The following is a 19267-nucleotide window of genomic DNA, read 5'->3' on the forward strand; positions in this document are numbered from 1 at the left end:
AGAATAAATATCTGAAAATTTTTAAAAATACCTTACTTTGCTTACCCCATAAGCGATTGAAGAGAGACAAAAAAGGAATCAAACCAGAGAATGAATCAGCCCTACCCCTTTTTAAGGGGGGCTGGGGGGGATCAAACCTCGTTTTAAGGACAACTGGAGAGGATCAACCTAATCATGCAACACCTCAACGACAGCGACTTTCATCTACCCTACGATCGCGCCCTCATCCCCAGAGCCAAAGAACTGCGAAAAAACATGACCGCCGCCGAAAGAAAACTGTGGCATCAATACCTCAGAACATTTGAATTTAGAGTCTTTAGACAAAGACCGATTGATTACTTTATTGTTGATTTTTATTGTCCAACCCTTAAACTTGTGATTGAAATAGATGGGGAAAGCCACTATACCGAACAAGGACAAGATTATGATCAAGAAAGAAGTCAAAGATTAACAGGTTATGGACTTAAAGTTATCCGATTTACTAATGAGCAAGTGTTAGAAAATTTTGAGGGTGTTTGTGAGGCGATCGGAGGGTTGATCCCCCCCAGCCCCCCTTAAAAAGGGGGGAGAATAGATAGATAGCGATCGCTTAAAAAAAGGGGGAGAATTGGAGGGCGATTGGGTTGCGATCGCGTTTTTGGGGAGATGATAAGATTTGGGAGATTATGCTATAATTCACATAATCAAATTTCAGGATAAATACTATGTCAGTAGAAGCCATTTATGAACAAGGAACATTGAGACTATCACAACCAATAAAACTAGAAGAAGGAAGTAAAGTAAAAGTAATTATCATTCCTCTAGAATCTGATTATCAACAAAAAAACACATTAGAAATTTTACAAAAGATTGCTGAACTTCCTATAGAGGGGAAAATAGATACTTTTGATGGCAAAGATCACGATCAAGTTTTATATTGTCAATAGTTTATGATTTTTGTAGATACGGGTGCTTGGTTTGCCAGCATTGTTCCTTCAGATTCTGACCATCAAAATTCTATTGTATGGTTAACTAATAACACACAATCTTTAGTAACAACTGACTATGTAATTGATGAAACATTGACCTTATTAAGAGCAAGAGGAGAAAGTAAAAGAGCAATTATTTTAGGTGAAGCTTTTTTCTCAGGTAAATTAGCAACTATATATTATTTAACAGAAGAAGATGTTCGCCTAACCTGGCAGATTTTTCGTGATTATTCTGACAAAAAATGGAGTTTCACAGATTGTAGTAGTAAAGTTATCATGGAAAAATTAGGTATTATCCAAGCATTTTCGTTTGATTATCATTTTCGTCAATTTGGTATTTTTCAAGTCGTTCCGTAATGTATCGTTTTTCTTTTGTCTCTGGATAGAGATCGCTTTTTAGAATGAGAAGGGAAGGGCGATCGCATTTTGAGAATGTGGAGGAATGCGATCGCAGAATAGACCTTGACGCGAATAGTCGGGATGACTACACTGAAAATATCAGTAAAAATTACTGAACTCCTTACCGACACTCAACCAAGAGGCGCGAACTATATGGCAACCCAAGACAATGCCCAACATCAAGGCAAAAAAATCAGATTAACCGTTGATGTATCCCCCGAACTCAATCAAACCCTCGAACAATTAGCCGAAAACGCCCACTCAACCAAAAGTGAAATTCTGCGTCGGGCGATCGCCCTAATGACTGTTGCTGCTCAAGCCCACGAAAAAGGTCAAAAATTAGCATTGATAGCAGAAGATCAACCTGCAATGACAGAAATTATTGGTATTTAGTTTGGTCTTATTTAAGTCTCCTGAGTTTTCAATTGGGAGGCTTTAATCTATCGCATTAATATACACTTTTATTAAATGACCAATCCGTCTCCACCATCCAGTAATCAGCCTCAGCAAAGCTCAATTATTGATCTTAATCAAATTGCCAACCAAAGTAACTTAGAAGTTGATCTAAAAATTAAAACCCCTAAAAGTCGCTTTGACCAGATAGTTGAACTTGTTTCTTTGGTAATTATCTCTTTAATACTTCTCGTGGCTATTTTTTACTGTTTTCAAATCTTAACGTCTCCCCAAAGTTCTCCTGAAGACAAGAAAAATGCTCAATCAACTATCACCTTGATTATTGGCGGTGCAATCGGCTATTTTGTTGGCAGAACAACGGCTAATCAAACCTAACTTATCGACACAGGGAATGGGCAGCGATCGCATTTTATTCTGAGATATTAAGCAGCGATCGCATTTTTTTATGAGGGATTTAAGCGGCGATCGAATAATCTGGCAGAGAACATCATCAATCCGTTAAAATAAAACAAAGGGCATTAAGCCTGATCATCTCTAATAAGAATTTAGACATTATGGTAACTAATTTACAAGAAAGATTCTTAACCGACGAACAAGGTAATCGCATTGCGGTAGTTTTGGATATTGCGGTTTATGAAAAATTATTAGAGGACTTAGATGAATTTTATTGTCAAAAAGCCTATGAACAAGCGGTGAAAGAAACTGACCCAGAAATAGAAACAGGTAATTATTTAACCCTAGAAGAATTGATAAAACAAAGAGAAGATGACTAAATTATGGCCTATCAAATGATTATCCCTAATGCAGTCCAAAAACAAATTAAGAAACTGCCTAAAGACATTCAAGATGATATTTTAGATTGTTTAATAAAACTTCAAATAAATCCTCGACCCAGTGGCTATTTAAAAATGAAAAACACAGAAGGTTATCGTATTCGTATGGGTGACTATCGCATTTTGTATGATATTGATGATCAAGCACAAAAAATAAAATTAAGAAAAATAGGACATCGACGAGATATTTATAAATAGTTATTTTTAGAATTTCTAAGTGATCGCATTTTTTCCTGTAGTGGTAAGCAGCGATCATTTTTTTTCTTGAGTTTTAGATGGCGATCGCAGAATCTAGCGGATCAAAGGATGGCTCTGATTCGTTATCTGTCCAGGGATGGTGGACATATTAATAGGGAGTTAAGAAATGAAGAAATTGACTCTATTTTAGCCACTTTTTTTTAACGAAGTTACCCCAAATGCCCGCGACTGGCGTTAACTAATCGCAGAAAAAATCCGAACCAGTTACTCAACTTCAACGGGACTGTGTACCAACATAGAGTTTTTTTGATTCAACAACCTTCAGGCGGATGGTGCGGCCAAAAAGGGCATCACGAGCCCGCTCTTCAAGCTTGTTCAGGGGCGGCAGCTCACCATCGCCCATCAGCAAAAGGTTTACGGTTCCGTCCGTTGTTTCGGCATCAACCGACATGAGCCGATATCCAGAGCCTTCAAGCCATTCTTGGCCAAAGGCATAGGTTCGTGCAGAGATCTTGTTAGTGACAATTAGCTGATAACTAGTCACTGAGAGAGGAATCGCAATGATCAGTAAGGCCACTAAGGCGACTATCAACCCCCGGCGTTGTGCCCGCGCATCGAAGGGAGATAGGGCTACTTGACGAAATCCCATTGCCATAAAAACAAGCGATCCGGTGAGCAGGATAGCCACATAGTTGGTTACGAACAGCAGCAAGCTACCAGAGGCGAGATTGGGTTTCCCAAGGGCTAACAGAATTCCCACATTGGCCAGGGGAGGGACTAATGATACGGCAATGGCTACCCCCGGTAGTGTGTCCGAAACATCCCGACGCGACAGGGCAAAGGCTCCAGCTAAACCCGTGGCTAATGCTGCCATGAGGTCGAGCAGATGCGGTGATGTGCGGATCATGATCTGTTGAATGGCTTCTGCTTTGGTAACCTGGGTGATCGGTAATGTCAGGACGAATCCCCCCCCTACCGCCATGGCAATCCCGGCCAAACTGACGAGCAGCGTGCTGATGATTTTGCGGCGATCGCCAATGCTGATGCTGAAGGCCAGTCCCATAATGGGCAACATCAACGGAGCGACAATCATGGCACCAATGACAACCGCCAACGAGTCGCCGAGAAGTCCGAATGTTGCAATACTGGAAGCGAGTACCAACAAACAGGCAAACTTAAAAAATTTGGGCCCTTGAAATCCCCGCTCAAATATTAATGTTTCGCTAACTCGTCTTACTTCTTCTACATCTACAGGGGCACCGTGCAAAACCTCAGCAAGCGTTTTGGCCATAGTTCATCAATCTCAATTTGTTTTATCGAGTAATCTATTTTGTTACTTGAAATTTATTGTAACAAAAATAGAGTATAAACTTAAGCGGGGCAGCTTATCCTGAAAGGGTTTTAGCTTTTCTCTTACAGAATAAGCCTTACAGTTAGTTTCAGTAGGCAAGACCCAGAGCAAAATGTCCCGTGTTACCCTGCTACCGACAAAAAATATAAATAATTTTCAAGTGTTTCTTTTATCGTTACAATGCCTTTATTGTTACAATGATGGCTGTATTTCATCAGTAGTTTTAGATCAAGAGGCAAGCATGATCGGAGATATCATGATTCAGGCTTCTTAAGGATTTAGGAGAGTTTTTTGTCAAGAGGTTTACTTGGCTTTCTCCTGACCACGGGCTTTTGCTAAACGTCGTTTAAAGATAGCACCAAAACCGATCGCTGCACCTGAGCCTAAAATTGTCAAAGGTTCGGGGACAGCAAAGTTCATATCTCCAATGCCGATGCCGTGATTACTAGGGTTTATTGCCGCAGAGCTACTCAATGCACCGGAAGCCTGGGTGAACTCAATATAAAGTTCATCGATATTACCGCCAAAGGAAAAAGTGACATTTCCATTATTTGAGTTATCATTATTTACCGATTTAGTTCCATCTATAACCGTCGCTCCCGTTATATTTCCGCCAGCATAGGGTGTTAAACCACTTGCACCACCGTTAATGCTGATGTTGCCACTGCTTGCACTGACATAAGAACTGACTGCGGTAACCGATGTGGGTAAAACAGCGACACCATTCAATAAACCTCTTACAATGACTCGATCTTGCCAAGCATTGTTTGTCAACGAACCTTTGTCATTGTCAACATCAAATAGCGTAAAGGTCAAACCACTCACTCCACCTGTATTGTTAAATTTTAGACCAGCATAGATTGCATTGTTAACAGAAGAGGAATCTTGTTGAAAATAAAGAGAGGGGCTAGCGTTAGGCAAAGTTCCGTTCAAAGTTGCATCAATTTTGGGGGTGTTGTTGACAAATTGGCTAGTAATACCTGGAACACGAACAGGAGAAGTCGCATTAATGTCAGCAATTGTCCCGAAAGTCAGATTGACCGTTCCACCATTGGTAACGCTAAAAGTGTTAGATGCACTTTTAAATGCCCCTGAACTATTAAAAAAAGTTGGGTTTCCTGTTTTAACCGTCTGCCAATTGAGGGATGCGGCTTGGGCGGCTTGGGACTGAAGCAGAGTCGCGAGGAAACCTACCGTCACTAGAGATAACGTGACAGGCGTTAAGTTTGTTTTGGTGCGGATTGAGCACAAAGAAAGCATAGAAATTTTCACCCCCCAATATAGTACAAATTTCAAGAATATAGTGTTTTTATGTAGTTGAGCAACCAGACATTTGATAGCATGTCCGTATATTAACGGACGGTGTAAGTAAATGCAAGCCTTTTGTTAAAGATTTTTAGGATAAAGAATTGGTAAACAAGAATGTTGTTTTAAAGTAATTTTTTTAAAGATAATGTAAAGTGACATGGTTCTCTGTGCGATCGCGAAGTCAATCCTATTGATAATACAAACTTGGATCAGGCTTTTCATTCAGAAACTTAACCACTTCCCGACGGGTCAACTAGCATAGTCAAGTAGCATTCTTGCTTTCCGATGACCGATCCCCAGCAATTACCGCCATCCCCTCCCTCTGATCTATCCCCCCTGAGCCGATCGCTTAACTGGCTACGACGACCTTCTACTCTGATCACAGGTGGAACTTTGTTGGCTTTAGGAACAGGGGTTTATGTTCTAGGGCAGCAATTGGTCTATCGTCAAGGCTCTCCCTTTTTAGAAACGGAATTATCCCATTTCCTCCAACGTCCCATTCAAATTGGAGAGATTGAGCAGGTTAGTTTTAACCAAATCCGTCTAGGAACCTCTACCCTACCGCCGACCCCTCAAGATCCCACCACCATCCAGATCCAGGGTTTGGAGCTAGCCATTAATCCTCTGCTTTGGCTAGTCGGTAAACCCATTGAAATTCAAGCCGATCTGATTCGGCCAACGGTTAAACTGAGCCAAAACAAAAAGGGAGAATGGTCTGGACTCACCTTGCCCCAGGGAAAGGGCAAATTTGAACTGCCGGCTGATGTCGATATTCAATTACGGATTAAGGAAGCCCAGATTAGTTTAACTCCCTACGGAGCCAGAAAACCCTTACTTTTAGCGGTTGATGGGCGGGGAAGATACCGTTATAGTCGGCAAAAATCTCAACAAACGGTTAATTATGATCTGAAGTTAGCTCTCCAGGGCAATCGTATTGCAGCTAAGGGCGAGACTATTCTAGAAACCGGAAAAAGTCAAGCGGCTTTAATCATTGAAAAGTTAAATTTACCTGAAATTGCTCAATTAATTCCCCAGGCTCCTCTGCAAGTGAGTCAGGGCAAACTTAATGGCAAATTACAAATTGATTTACCGAGTTTCAAGGAATATCATAAGACTCGTACTTTAGGGAATCTCGCCCTAGAGAATTTACAAGCTAAGTTTGATGCGCTTAAAGTTCCCCTAATTGCCAATTTTCAGATCGGTTTGCAGGGTCAGACGATGGTGATTAATCAGGGAGAAATTACGCTGGGTAAATTAATCACGCGCTTACAAGGACAAATTGACTGGCAGAAGGGTTATAACTTAGCTTTGCAAACCAATGTGATTGAGATTCAAGATCTGGTTAAAACCTTATCCGTCTCTTTACCGATCGCCGCCCAGGGAAAATTAAAAGCTCAATTCAAACTTCAGGGGCCTTTAGAAAATCCACTACTTTTGGGAAGAGTTGAAAATCTTAACCCTCTGACTCTCGATAAAATTAAAATTCAATCCTTTCAGACCCAATTACGGGGCAATCTAGATCGCTTAAGTTTCCAGAAAATTCGGTTTCAACCCCAGGTTGGTGGAGAAATCTTAGCAAAGGGAGATATTCAATTAGGGATTCTCCAAAATTGGCAAAAAAAGAGGGGAATTAATTGGCAAACGATGCCCCTTTCTCTTCAATTTAGCAGTCAATTATCGACAGAAAAACTATTACGTTCCTATCAGACCATTCCTGCCGATCTGCGTCTAAGTGATCTCACGGTTCAGGGTCAGGTGACGGGGACTCTTGCCCAACCAATTGCCCAATTTCAGTGGCAGGGTCAAAGACCGTTTCAAGTTAATCAAGTGGCGATTAATGCCCAGGGGAAGGCTCAACTGGCGGGAACCCGTCTAGCGATTCAGAATCGGCTCTGGACAAACAACGGAGGAGTCATTCAAGTCCAGGGCAAAGGGGATTTTAAAGGCGATCGCTGGCAAACCCGCTTACAGGCCCAACAGTTTGTCTTAACCCCCTGGGTTGAATGGTTCTGTGGCCGTTCCTCTTGTCCTCCCAAACTGAAAAACCAACCCTTAACACTGCAAAGAGTGAATTTGGAGCTAAGAGGTCAATTCAGCCATTTTGCGCCGGAAACCTTACAGGGCGGGGGAGAAATTAAGGTAAGGGTTTCCCAACAGCCGATCGCCGCCCAGATCAAGTTACGTCAGGGATTTTTTACCAGTTCGGCCCAGTTCGGCCAGGTTGCCCTCAATCCGTTTTTACCGAATTTACCAAAGACGGTGCAATTACAGCGCGGCCATATCACTTTAGCGGGCCAAATTCAACCCCATTGGCAAGTTGCCTGGTCGGGTTTATCCGGGCGTTCTGATCTACGTTTGGCGGTAGAAAAGGGCCGATTGAGGTTTCAAGGTGAGATTACCCAGGGCCAATTAACCGCGATCTCCGCCGTCAAGCATCTAAATCTCCAGCCGATTTTCCCAAAAATTACCCTACCGACTCAGATTAAGCGCGGTAAAGTTACCCTGATTGCCTCTCTGACTGACTTAGTTCAACCCCAGCCGAATTTACAACATCTTCAGGCGATCGCCGATCTACAGCTAAATGTGGCCGGGGGACAAGTTCAGAGCCAAAGTTATCTCAACCGCCAACAATGGCAAAGCAATCTTCAAGCAAACAATCTGAATTTTAATCATCTGCTTTTGGCCACTAATTTGAGTACGAAAGTCAAACAGCAAATCCCCATTTTATCGCCTCTTAATGGCAAGCTTAAACTGACGGGTAAAATTAATAATTTAGGTGGTTTAAATAAGTTAGAAAGTTTTCAATCATTACCCATTACCGTTCAATCGGCGGCTTTCAATGCGGGCAAACAATCCTTAGAATTTCAGGGAAATTTAGTCATCGCTCAACTTTTCCAAAATCCCCAATTCACTCAGGTTAATCTTCAGGTTAAAAGTCAGGCTGATCTAGCAATTTTACCGCTTAATGCCATTATTTCAAGCCTATCTTTACCGACTTATCTCCGTCCTCAATCAGCCCAGGTTGCCGGTATCGCCAGTTTTCAAGGCCAGGTTCGCTGGCGAAAGCTTCGGGATGTTAGCGATCCGTGGGTTCAGGGGAAAGTCGCGCTGCAAAATTTCGTGATCAATCAAGAGCGTTTTGAGCCTCTCTTAAACGGTTCCCTTCACTTTTCTAACAAACAAGGTTTGGCCATTGATCTCAAGGGTGAAAGCGATCGCCTGGCATTGAATCTAGATAGCTGTAGAGCTTCTAACTGTTCCTTTGCCTATCTTCCTAACCGTTTGATAATTGCCCATACCTATCAAACCGAAAATCCCTTGATAGCATCGGGAGAAAAAATCGGACAAATTTTTCGCTTAAATATTGCCCAATTTCCCCTAGCCTTATTAAATTTACAGCCCGGTAAACTGCAACAAATCCCTGGTGTACTTAAGGGTAATCTACAAGCTCAATTAGATCTGGATTTACAAAATAAAAAGGCTCAAGGTTCTCTTAAATTACATCAGCCTAGTCTGGGTTATTTATCAGCAGACGCGATCGCGGCTAATTTTGACTATGACAATAATCTTTTACAATTACAGAATGCTATTCTGCAACTGCAACAAAGTCGTTATGCCCTAGAAGGTAGTTTAAATTTTAAAACTCAAGCCGTTCGTGGCAATTTACAGATTGCCCAGGGAAAAATACAGGATCTTTTAACCGCCTTACAAATATATGACTTTGAATCTCTGCGATCGCGTTTTCAGCCCCAACCCCAGACTTTAGCCAAAACCCTAGCCCCAAAATCGGTGGGTGATGCCCAAGCTCCCCTGGACAAACAGGTTAATATTCTCTATCAAATTGATCAAACTATTCGCCAATTAGCCGAAAAATATGAACAGGGAGGAGTCCCCAATGAATTAAGAATTGATGGTTTATTTAATGCCAAAATTGGCCTCGAAGGCACTCTTTCTTCGCCTCAAGTTAATATCGCGCTTTCAGGAGAACATTGGAGTTGGTATCCCCAACCGGCCTTTGCTAACATTATTGCCCCCCTGGGATTGGTGATCAACGATACTCGCTTTTTACCGATTCATCAAGTCGCTCTGCAAGCTAGTTGGAAAAAAGGCGTTTTAACCGTCCAACCGTCTCAAATTACCATTAAGGATTCCCATATCGCGCTTCAGGGAAATTTCTCCCAAGAACAAAATGCCGCAATCTGGCGCATTGATAATTTAGCCCTTGATACGTTAGGCATATTCGTCAAACTCCCCGAAGAACTTTCCGGCAATTTTAATGCCCAGGGTAGTATTACGGGTAATCTCAATAATCCTCAATTACGCGGAGAGTTTAACTTTACTGATTTTGCTGTTAATGCTCGTCTTTTAGAACAACCCATCGCTGGCAATTTTAGTTATAGTGATAATTTTCTACAAGTCATTGCCGATAATAATTCTCCTCTCTTTTTCTATGCCAAAATTCCCTACGCTTGGAATGAAGAAGCAAAATTGGTTCAAAAACAAAGACAAGAAAATCAATTTGATTTACGCTTACGCCTTAAAAAAGATGCTTTAACCTTAATTGGAGCTTTAACCCAGGATCAGTTAGTCTGGCTGTCAGGGGAAGGAGAAGTCAATTTGGCAGCCCAGGGCAGATTGGATCTGAGTCAGGGGCTTCGTCTCTCCGAATTTCAGGCCAGAGGCAATATTAAGTTGCAAGAGGTGTTACTCAAGAGTGCCATTTTACCGAATCCGATTCAGATTACTGGAGATATTGATCTCGATAATCAAAGTTTGCAAGTGAAGTATTTGGAGGGAATTTTTGCCCAAAGTAAATTAGCTGTGACGGGGATGTTACCGCTCTTTAGACCTCAAGATAATATTGATAATCCCCTAACCTTGACAGTGGAAAAAGCAAAATTAGACATTGCCAATTTATACGAAGGTGATTTAGAAGGCCTGTTAACGGTGAAAGGAACTGCCTTTAGTCCTAAAATTAGTGGCGATATTCGTCTGGCAAATGGTCAAGTCTTTGTTCCCCAAGCTCCCTCGGCCCAAGAACAAACGAGTCCTATTTTTTCTCAAAATCCTTGGTTTAAACCGAGGAAAAGTCAGTCGTTACTTACGCCTCAACTCGAAAATTTAAGGGTTACGTTAGATAACCTTTTTGTTCAACAGGTTCCGCTTTATGATTTTGCTTTTGGTGGAGCCTTGACCCTGAATGGCCCCTTAACGGACTTAAATCGTTTGCAACCTCAAGGGGCGATCGCCTTAAGTCGAGGACGGATTAGCTTTCTGGATACTCGTTTTCTGTTAGAGCGACGTTATGCGAATCAAATTACCTTTAAACCCGCGCAAGGTTTACTTAATCCTGATATTGATATTAAGATGCGGACAATTGTTTCCGAATTACCCCAATCTAAACGGCTGCGATCGGCAGAGAGTAATGAAATTCCTGATGATACCCTCAATCAAGTTCAACGAATTGATATTAATCTCAATATTTATGGTTCTCTTCATAAACTGGTTCCCAATCTGAATCAAGCCCAGGTGGATGCCTGCACCAGAGAACGACAATTCCGCCCCTTTAGAGAAACTCAAAATATCTCTGATTGGCGGATGAAACGAGTGGCTAATTGTTTACAAGTTTTGGCGGCTCAGGGGATTACTGATCAACAATTACTCAGCAATCCGGCTATTCGTCTGACCAGTAATCCGGCTCGAAGTCAAGGTCAGATTGTACGTTTATTGGGAGAACAATTTGTGGTCTTAGCTGATGCACTTCAGGGCAAAAATAGTGGTCAGCTATTACAGTATGGTATTACCCAATTAGCGATTCCCATGATTTTTCAAGGGACGGTTTATGATGTGGAAACAGCTATTAGTAATACCCTTGGCACGACGGATTTTCGAGTTGTTCCTTTTCTAGAAGCGATCTATCAAGTTGAGAAAAAAGGATTTGTGCGTTTATCCTATGATTACAGTTTTAATGAGGTTAAGGTTCGCTATGAAAAGCAATTTTAATTCGTTTTATAGCAATGGACAGCCTGATTGAGACATTCAAACTTTTGGGGCAAGGGGCTTAAGCCCCTTGTTAATGTCCTAAGTATTGTGACGACGGCTATAATTCTGTATTTATATCTAGTATGATAATAGCAATTCAGACTGTTCCCCAACCCTTATTGAGTATTATTATTCCTGTTTTTAATGAAGCAAAGATAGCCAAATTTTATTTGGAAAAATTAGAAAAACTAGAATCTAATAAAAATTTAGAATTGTTAATCATTGACGGGGGAAGCAGCGATCGCACGGTTGAGATTTGTCGAGAATTTCCAGTTAACGTCTTAATTTCTGCCCAAAAAGGCCGGGCTGCCCAGATGAATTTTGGAGCCAAGCAAGCTCAAGGCAAGATTTTACTGTTTGTACATTTAGACAGTGAATTACCAAGTCAGTTTCTAACCGAAATTGAGCAAATTTTAAATAGTCCAAAGATTATCGCTGGAGCCTTTAAATTTCAAGTGGATAGTGTTGGCTTTGCTTTTCGTCTTTTAGAATACCTGGTTAATCTGCGATCGCGGTTTTTCGGTTTACCCTATGGCGATCAAGGCCTATTTATCAAAGCCGAAACCTTTTGGGAATTGGGCGGATTTAAAAATTTACCGATTATGGAAGATTATGAGTTTATTCAACGACTGAAACAACAAGGAAAAATTGCGATCGCTAATACCGCTATCCGAACCTCAGCAAGACGTTGGCAAAAGTTCGGAATTATTAAAACAACCCTAATTAATCAACTGATTATTCTCGGTTATCATCTGCAAATTCCGCCCCAAACCCTAGCAAAATGGTATCGAGACAGATAGTAAAGTAATCTTAAGCAGCGATCGCCTACATCCGCCGTTTTAATTCAGCTTTAACAGAGTCAATCACGGTCTGAATAATCTTAATACGAGCATAGTATTTATTATTCGCGGCCACGACTGTCCAGGGTGCAGCAGGGGTACTAGTGCGGGCAATCATTTGATTAATGGCCACATCATAGAGCGGCCACTGTTCCCGATTGCGCCAATCTTCTTCCGTTAATTTGTATTGTTTAAAACTATTTTTTTCCCGTTCTTGAAAACGTTGTAATTGTTCTTCGGGACTGATATGTAAAAAGAATTTCATCACCACACAACCTTCCGTTGTTAATTGGGCCTCAAATTCATTAATTTCTTTATAAGCCCGTCGCCATTCCGCTTCATTGGCAAAACCTTCAATTCGTTCCACCATTACCCGACCGTACCAACTGCGATCAAAGATGGCAATGGTTCCCCCTTTGGGAATATCGCGCCAAAATCGCCAGAGATAATGATAGCGAGCTTCTTCTTTGGTCGGAGCAGCAAAGGCGTGAACCTTATAACTACGGGGATCGAGAGTATCGGTTAAGCGTTTAATTGCCCCTCCCTTCCCAGCCGCATCCCAACCTTCAAAGAGAGCGACAACGGGGATTTTGTGCTGAAAGATTTTGACTTGCAGTTTGCGTAATTCCACTTGCAGTTCTCGCAATTGCTGTTGATAGTCTTCTTTCTCAATGCTTAAGTCCAGATCACACTTACTGAGAAAATTCGGCTCAGTGGGTAGAAGGGTGGTTTGAGCAGGAACCGCTTGCACTTCTAGGTTCGGAATTTTCAGATTATCCAGGGCTTGAACAATGGTGGCAACCAGTTGGGAGAGAACCTTTACCCTAGCCCAGCGTTCACAATCTCCTTCCACTAAGATCCAGGGCGCGTGACCAGTACTCGTATAGGCAAACATCTCCTCGACCAGGGAGCAATATTCGCCATAGCGTTTTTCCTGTTGCCAATCTTCGGGACGAACTCGCCAGGATTCCAGTTCATCGGATTCGTAATTATTGAGGCGTTTTTTCAGTTCTTTGCGGCTGAGATGAATCCAAAATTTGGCGATCGCCGTGCCATCATCCACTAATTGACGTTCAAAAGCATTAATATCGCGCATATAGAGGGGAACTTTAGCCGTTGTCACCCGATTAAAGAGCCTTTCTTCTAAGACATTCGTGTACCAACTATGGTAGAAAAAGCCAAGACTGCCCCTGGGGGGTAATTTGTGCCAAAAACGCCAGAGAAAGGGATAAAGACGTTCCTGAGCAGTGGCATTAAAGGTGGGATGAACGGTAAAACCGCGTGGATCCATGTAGTTGATGATTTTCTTGAGCAGAGTTCCCTTACCGGCTGCGGCCCAACCTTCTAGGACAATGATGATCGGCAACTTTTCTTCCCAACAGGACTGTTGCAGCGATCGCAGTTGACGCATCAGATCTTCAATTTGAGAGCGATAGGTTTCTTTATCTAACTGAAGGTTGAGGTCGAGGGTATCTAGCATGGTTGACGCAAAATCATGAATAATAGGGAGGCGTAATCTTTTAGTATAGAAAGCGTTCTTAAGAATCCCCCTATTCTTAAGGATCAATTATCAATTGCTTAAATCCCATTTACCCAACAGCAAGCAAGTGTCTCAAGTTAAACCCACTATTCTCGTTACTGGCGGCGCAGGCTACATTGGTTCCCATGCTGTGCTGGCTCTCCAAAAAGCTGGCTATGGAGTGGTTGTTCTAGATAACCTTTCGGCGGGTCATCCTGAGTTGATTCAGGAGGGTCTGAAGGCTGAATTAATTGTTGGTGATACCAATGATCGAGCTTTGTTAGATCAACTTTTTGCGGAAAGGGCGATCGCGGCGGTTATGCACTTTGCGGCCTTTATTGCCGTTGGGGAATCGGTACAGGAACCGGCTCGGTATTATCGCAACAATGTGGGGGGAACCTTAACGCTCTTAGAGGCAATGGTCGCGGCCAAGATTCAAAACTTTGTTTTTTCTTCCACCTGTGCCGTCTATGGTGAACCCCAGGAAATCCCCATGACCGAGACCCATCCCATTAATCCCCTCAGTCCCTATGCCGCCAGTAAACGCATGGTGGAGCAGATCCTAGCCGACTTTGATCGAGCCTATGGACTCAAATCAGTCATTTTTCGCTACTTTAATGCCTCTGGCGCGGAACCAACGGGACTACTGGGCGAAGATCATGATCCAGAAACCCATCTTATTCCCCTAGCATTGCTCACTGCCCTGAAAAAACGCAGTCATCTTTCCATTTTTGGCAATGACTATGACACACCGGATGGGACAGCGATTCGAGATTATATTCATATCTGTGACTTAGCCACAGCCCATATTTTGGGTTTGGAATATTTGCTGGCGGGAGGAGACAGTGATATTTTCAACCTCGGTAATGGGAATGGTTTTTCTGTTCGAGAGGTAATCGAAACCGCTAAAAAAGTAACAGGTCGAGATTTTCCCATGCAAGAAAGTCCACGGCGGGAAGGAGACGCACCAAATCTGGTAGGGAGTAGCAAAAAAGCTAAACATCAACTAGGCTGGAAACCTGAATATGCAGACTTAGAAGTGATTATTCAACACGCCTGGCAATGGCATCAACAGCGACATGGGGAAAGTGAATAATTGATAATGAATAATTGACAATGGATAATTGCTCATGGACAATAAATAGGAAAAATTATGGAAGGTTTTATTGAATTAATTAAAGATATTTGGGGTTTTCTTCATGAACGTCAGAAGTACTGGCTATTGCCCTTGATCATGACCCTGGTTCTTTTAGGGGCCTTACTCGTCTTTGCTCACGGTTCGGCGATCGCGCCCTTTATTTACACCTTATTTTAGGGGCTAAAAATTCGTCAGTTCCCTAAAAATGCCATAATAAAACTTCGCTCAAGGTATTCGCTCAAGGTAAGGAAATCGGTTATGCGACTCTCTCAGATGCTTTTGGTAACACTTCGGGATGATCCGGCGGATGCAGAAATCCCCAGCCATAAGTTGTTGGTTCGGGCTGGCTATATTCGACGCATCGGTAGTGGTATCTATGCCTATTTGCCCTTAATGTGGCGGGTGTTGCAAAAGGTTTCCCAAATTGTCCGCGAAGAGATGAATGCGGCCGGAGCCCAGGAATGTCTCTTGCCCCAATTACAACCCTCAGAACTGTGGAAAGAGTCAGGACGTTGGGATACCTACACCAAGGCCGAAGGCATTATGTTTGCACTCACCGATCGCCAAGAACGGGAATTAGGCCTTGGCCCCACCCATGAGGAAGTAATCACCACCATTGCCAAGGAAATGATCCAGTCCTATCGGCAATTACCCGTTAATTTATATCAAATTCAAACCAAGTTTCGGGATGAAATTCGTCCTCGTTTTGGCTTGATGCGGGGTCGAGAATTTATTATGAAGGATGCCTATTCTTTTCATACTTCTGAGGAAAGTTTAAAGACAACCTACGCTGCTATGGATCAGGCCTATCGTAATATTTTACGGCGATCGGGTTTGGCCTTTCGGGCAGTGGATGCGGATTCAGGTGCGATCGGTGGTTCCGGTTCCCAGGAATTTATGGTTTTAGCAGATGCTGGGGAAGATGAAGTTCTTTATACGGAAGATGGTAAATACGCAGCCAATGTAGAAAAAGCAGTTTCTTTGCCCATAGATGCGGTAACGTCTCCTTTTAAAACTTTTGAAAAGCGAGAAACGCCTAATACCAATACCATTGACAGTTTAGCTAATTTCTTAGATTGTTCTCCTACGGCTATTGTTAAAAATGTTCTCTACGAAGCTATTTATGATAGTGGTAAAACGGTCTTAGTTTTAGTCAGTATTCGTGGTGATCAAGATGTCAATGAAGTTAAGCTCAATAATGAGTTAGTAAAACTCGCCAATAATTATCAAGGTACGACCCTATTGTCGCTTAAAGTTCCCGATGAAAATGCTCAACAAAAGTGGTCAACAAAATCCTTACCACTGGGCTATATTGCCCCTGATTTAGCCGATGATTATATTGGTGAAATTACGGATCTAAATCCCACCTTTTTGCGATTAGTGGATCAAACTGCGGCTGAGCTGAAGAATTTTGTTACAGGAGCCAATGAAACTAATTATCATGTTCTCGGTGCTAATTGGGGACAAGAATTTAACCTACCTAAATTAGTTGTTGATATTCGTAAAGCCACTGTCGGCGATCGCGCCATTCATGATCCCAGTCAAAGCTTACAAACCGCCAGGGGGATTGAAGTTGGTCATATTTTTCAATTAGGCACGAAATATTCCCAGGCCATGGCCGCAACCTACACCAACGAACAGGGAGAAGAAAAGCCCTTTATCATGGGTTGTTATGGTATCGGTGTTTCTCGTTTAGCCCAGTCCGCCGTTGAACAAAGTTACGATAAAGATGGCATTATTTGGCCAGTGGCGATCGCGCCCTATGAGGTAATTATTGTTATCCCAAATGTCAGTGATGAAGCGCAAGTCAAAGCGGCGGAAACCCTTTATCAAGACTTAGCAAAAGTAGGGATTGATGTTTTGTTAGATGACCGTAATGAACGAGCAGGGGTCAAGTTTAAAGATGCTGATTTATTGGGTATTCCCTACCGCATTGTTACGGGTAAATCCTTAAAAGAGGGGAAAGTTGAAGTCGTACAACGGGCTACTAAGGAATCTCAAAATTTGGCGATCGCTGAAGTTGTGAGTACCTTACAAAATTGGATCACAACAGCCAAGCAAGCTTAATATTAAGATAAATAGGGATATAAGTCTTACTTATTTAAGAGCCATTACCGCCAATGAGGTTATTGCTATGACCATTGAATATATTAATCGTCGAGGAAAAAAACATTATCTCCATGAAGGGCAAACCAAAACAGGTAAACCCAAGTATTATTTTTCTCAAAAAAACGAGGGAAATTTAGCGGAGATAATTCCTGATGGTTATGAAATTTATGAAATGCCTTCTAATGCCCATGTTCTCCTCCGAAAAGTCCTCCGCCAATTAATCACCTCTGAAGAAATTGCCCTCGTTAAAAAGGGTATTGAAAAATACACTAAGATGACAGAAAAGCGAGAATTTCTTTTGGATGTTAAAGAAAAGTATTTAGTTGTTTATCTTTGTGATCAAAATTTGGAAAATCTTATTAATAATCTGGCTGAATCAGGAAGGCTGTCTAGGAAGAAATCAGCAGAAATTGTCTTGCAAGAGGCCACCTATTCTGGAATGATGCGATTTACTTTAAAAGATCAAGAAAGTCGTGATTTTTGGCTAGAGCGTTGGTATTTTCGTGGCTTGGTAGATGGCTGGATAGAATTAGATTATGATGATTTGCCGACTTTAGTTAAAAAATATGTTAAACATTTGAATCAGGTATCATTTCTTGATCTCTTCTTAGGAAGTTAAAGTTAGTTTAAAGGGAAGAAGACCAAATGTTATTTTTCTAGTATCACAACAATAATTATTAACAGTTCAAAAAATTAAAGGTTCAACTCAATGGAATGGTTTTTAATTGCGCTTACTAGTTTGTTAATGGTTATCTCTCCTGTGGGTTTAGTCGTCGATCAGGTTATTGATCATAATATCCGCGATCGCGTTAAAAGTGTCGAAGAATTATCCGTAAGAGTTGATAATGCGCCTAGTTTTCAGATCATTAAAGGTAAAGTTAATCGCGTTAGAATTGCGAGTCGGGGTCTTGAACCACTAGATCATGTTCGGATTCAAGCCTTGGAACTGGAAACCGATCCCATTGATATTAGCCTAGACAATTTAAAGATTAATAATCTACAGGAATTACGGGCTTCTCTTCACAAACCCTTGCAAGGAGCCATTCATGTCGTGATGACTCCAGAGGATATTAATAATGCCTTGGCTGATGAAGCGATTAAAGCTAAGTTACAGGATTTACTGAATAAAGTCTTACCCGAAGAAGCTCCTAAATTAGAATTGGTTAACATAAAAGTTAGTTTCTTAGAGAATAATCGTCTGCAAACCCAAGTCCAGTTGCAGCAGAAAAGTGAGGATTCTGAACTTCCAGATCAGTTAAAGATTGTAGTCGAAACAGGCATTAAGGTAAACCAAGGAAAATCTCTCGAATTAATTGATCCCACCGCCAGCTTAAATGATCGCAAAATTTCTAGCCGTATTCTCAAAAGTGTAATCGGTAGTGTCAGCGATCGCTTAGATTTAAGTCGTTTTGAAAATCAAGGTATTATTGCCCGCTTACTGAAATTAGAAATCAATCCCCAGGAAATCAATATTGCTGCTTTTATCCGACTGAATCCAGTAAATCCTCTTTCAGGCGACACGAATTAATATAATACTTTTTATTCCTGTATCCCGTTAAGCGATCGCTCTATGGTATTTATCGAACATTTCTTAAACGTATTAATCCCGATCGCAGAAGATGTTTATCAAGATTTTTTTCAACGTCCTGCTATTCAAGAAATTATTAGAGATCAAGAAATTAATTTAATTGTTTTTGAACCTAATTTAGAGGAAATTCTTCAATGGATAAATTAACTCAATACCGACAAATTATTCAAAAAATCATTAATCAGCATTCTACTTATCAAGCGACCGATGGAGACATTACCACAATTCCAATTTATGATCTATTTCAGGATAATTATTTGTTAATTAATTTGGGTTGGGATAGAACGGGTCGAGTTCATAATATTGATTTACATTTGCGAATTCAAGACGAGAAAATTTGGATTGAATGGGATGGTACGGAAAACGGTGTCGTAGAAGAGTTAATCCGAGCAGGTGTTGCAAAAGAAGATATTGTTCTGGGTTTTTATCGTCCTGAACGCCGATCGCTGGTAGATTTTGTTTTAACTTCTTGAACGACAAAAAAGATAGATACTTTAGCGATCTCGTTTTATTTGTTCTGCTAGAATGAAAATAATTTCGTTTCTTCCAATTAACGGAGAC

19 protein-coding genes are annotated in these 19267 nt (G+C 41.5%); 16 read left to right on the plus strand and 3 right to left on the minus strand.

What is annotated here, in order from left to right; translation table 11 throughout:
- The first annotated feature begins 174 nt into the window (after nucleotides 1-174).
- The 7 genes from KA717_10650 to KA717_10680 all read left to right on the plus strand — a co-directional run bounded on the left by KA717_10650 (nucleotide 175) and on the right by KA717_10680 (nucleotide 2812).
- Nucleotides 175-558 (plus strand): endonuclease domain-containing protein, encoded by a 384-nt coding sequence (locus KA717_10650; GenBank protein UXE63079.1) that lies wholly within the window; start codon nucleotides 175-177, stop codon nucleotides 556-558.
- 146 nt (nucleotides 559-704) lie between these two features.
- A complete protein-coding gene (locus KA717_10655) occupies nucleotides 705-926 on the plus strand; it encodes an antitoxin family protein (GenBank protein ID UXE63080.1) in 222 nt (73 codons plus the stop codon).
- A 3-nt stretch (nucleotides 927-929) separates the two neighbouring features.
- Nucleotides 930-1325: a PIN domain-containing protein gene (locus KA717_10660; protein ID UXE63081.1), complete on the plus strand. Its 396-nt coding sequence runs from the start codon at nucleotides 930-932 to the stop codon at nucleotides 1323-1325.
- Nucleotides 1326-1520: 195 nt separating this feature from the next.
- Entirely contained in the window at nucleotides 1521-1760 is a 240-nt protein-coding gene (locus KA717_10665) for a ribbon-helix-helix protein, CopG family (protein ID UXE63082.1), read from the plus strand.
- A gap of 75 nt (nucleotides 1761-1835) precedes the next feature.
- Nucleotides 1836-2156: a hypothetical protein gene (locus KA717_10670; GenBank protein ID UXE63083.1), complete on the plus strand. Its 321-nt coding sequence runs from the start codon at nucleotides 1836-1838 to the stop codon at nucleotides 2154-2156.
- 179 nt (nucleotides 2157-2335) lie between these two features.
- A complete protein-coding gene (locus KA717_10675; GenBank protein UXE63084.1) occupies nucleotides 2336-2554 on the plus strand; it encodes a hypothetical protein in 219 nt (72 codons plus the stop codon).
- Between the two features lie 3 nt (nucleotides 2555-2557).
- The gene (locus KA717_10680; protein ID UXE63085.1) at nucleotides 2558-2812 is read left to right on the plus strand and encodes a type II toxin-antitoxin system RelE/ParE family toxin; all 255 of its coding nucleotides are present in this window, start codon (nucleotides 2558-2560) and stop codon (nucleotides 2810-2812) included.
- A gap of 274 nt (nucleotides 2813-3086) precedes the next feature.
- Here the strand turns inward: KA717_10680 and KA717_10685 are convergent, their stop codons facing one another.
- Both KA717_10685 and KA717_10690 read right to left on the minus strand, forming a co-directional pair.
- On the minus strand, nucleotides 3087-4103 hold the full coding sequence (locus tag KA717_10685) for a DUF389 domain-containing protein (GenBank protein UXE63086.1): 1017 nt from the start codon (nucleotides 4101-4103) through the stop codon (nucleotides 3087-3089).
- A gap of 363 nt (nucleotides 4104-4466) precedes the next feature.
- Nucleotides 4467-5435 (minus strand): PEP-CTERM sorting domain-containing protein, encoded by a 969-nt coding sequence (locus KA717_10690; protein ID UXE63087.1) that lies wholly within the window; start codon nucleotides 5433-5435, stop codon nucleotides 4467-4469.
- A 321-nt stretch (nucleotides 5436-5756) separates the two neighbouring features.
- On the opposite strand from KA717_10690, the gene KA717_10695 reads away from it, so the two are divergent.
- Complete coding sequence (locus KA717_10695) at nucleotides 5757-11474, plus strand: translocation/assembly module TamB domain-containing protein (protein ID UXE63088.1); 5718 nt, start codon at nucleotides 5757-5759, stop codon at nucleotides 11472-11474.
- 122 nt (nucleotides 11475-11596) lie between these two features.
- Nucleotides 11597-12313: a TIGR04283 family arsenosugar biosynthesis glycosyltransferase gene (locus KA717_10700; GenBank protein UXE63089.1), complete on the plus strand. Its 717-nt coding sequence runs from the start codon at nucleotides 11597-11599 to the stop codon at nucleotides 12311-12313.
- A 25-nt stretch (nucleotides 12314-12338) separates the two neighbouring features.
- Here KA717_10700 and pap read toward each other — a convergent pair whose 3' ends face one another.
- Entirely contained in the window at nucleotides 12339-13832 is a 1494-nt protein-coding gene (gene pap, locus KA717_10705) for a polyphosphate:AMP phosphotransferase (protein ID UXE63090.1), read from the minus strand.
- 127 nt (nucleotides 13833-13959) lie between these two features.
- On the opposite strand from pap, the gene galE reads away from it, so the two are divergent.
- The 7 genes from galE to KA717_10740 all read left to right on the plus strand — a co-directional run bounded on the left by galE (nucleotide 13960) and on the right by KA717_10740 (nucleotide 19179).
- Nucleotides 13960-14967, plus strand: a complete 1008-nt coding sequence (galE, locus tag KA717_10710; GenBank protein ID UXE63091.1) for a UDP-glucose 4-epimerase GalE — start codon at nucleotides 13960-13962, stop codon at nucleotides 14965-14967.
- 57 nt (nucleotides 14968-15024) lie between these two features.
- A complete protein-coding gene (locus KA717_10715; protein UXE63092.1) occupies nucleotides 15025-15186 on the plus strand; it encodes a DUF5989 family protein in 162 nt (53 codons plus the stop codon).
- Nucleotides 15187-15267: 81 nt separating this feature from the next.
- On the plus strand, nucleotides 15268-17076 hold the full coding sequence (proS, locus tag KA717_10720; GenBank protein UXE63093.1) for a proline--tRNA ligase: 1809 nt from the start codon (nucleotides 15268-15270) through the stop codon (nucleotides 17074-17076).
- Between the two features lie 67 nt (nucleotides 17077-17143).
- A complete protein-coding gene (locus KA717_10725; protein UXE63094.1) occupies nucleotides 17144-17737 on the plus strand; it encodes a hypothetical protein in 594 nt (197 codons plus the stop codon).
- 90 nt (nucleotides 17738-17827) lie between these two features.
- Nucleotides 17828-18646, plus strand: a complete 819-nt coding sequence (locus KA717_10730; protein UXE63095.1) for a DUF2993 domain-containing protein — start codon at nucleotides 17828-17830, stop codon at nucleotides 18644-18646.
- A 42-nt stretch (nucleotides 18647-18688) separates the two neighbouring features.
- Nucleotides 18689-18853 carry a hypothetical protein gene (locus KA717_10735; protein UXE63096.1) on the plus strand — a complete coding sequence of 55 codons (165 nt, stop codon included), beginning with the start codon at nucleotides 18689-18691 and terminating at the stop codon, nucleotides 18851-18853.
- Entirely contained in the window at nucleotides 18841-19179 is a 339-nt protein-coding gene (locus tag KA717_10740) for a XisI protein (protein ID UXE63097.1), read from the plus strand. The genes KA717_10735 and KA717_10740 overlap by 13 nt, the downstream gene beginning before the upstream one ends.
- Nucleotides 19180-19267 lie beyond the last annotated feature (88 nt).

Source organism: Woronichinia naegeliana WA131, from assembly GCA_025370055.1.
GTDB lineage: Bacteria > Cyanobacteriota > Cyanobacteriia > Cyanobacteriales > Microcystaceae > Woronichinia > Woronichinia naegeliana.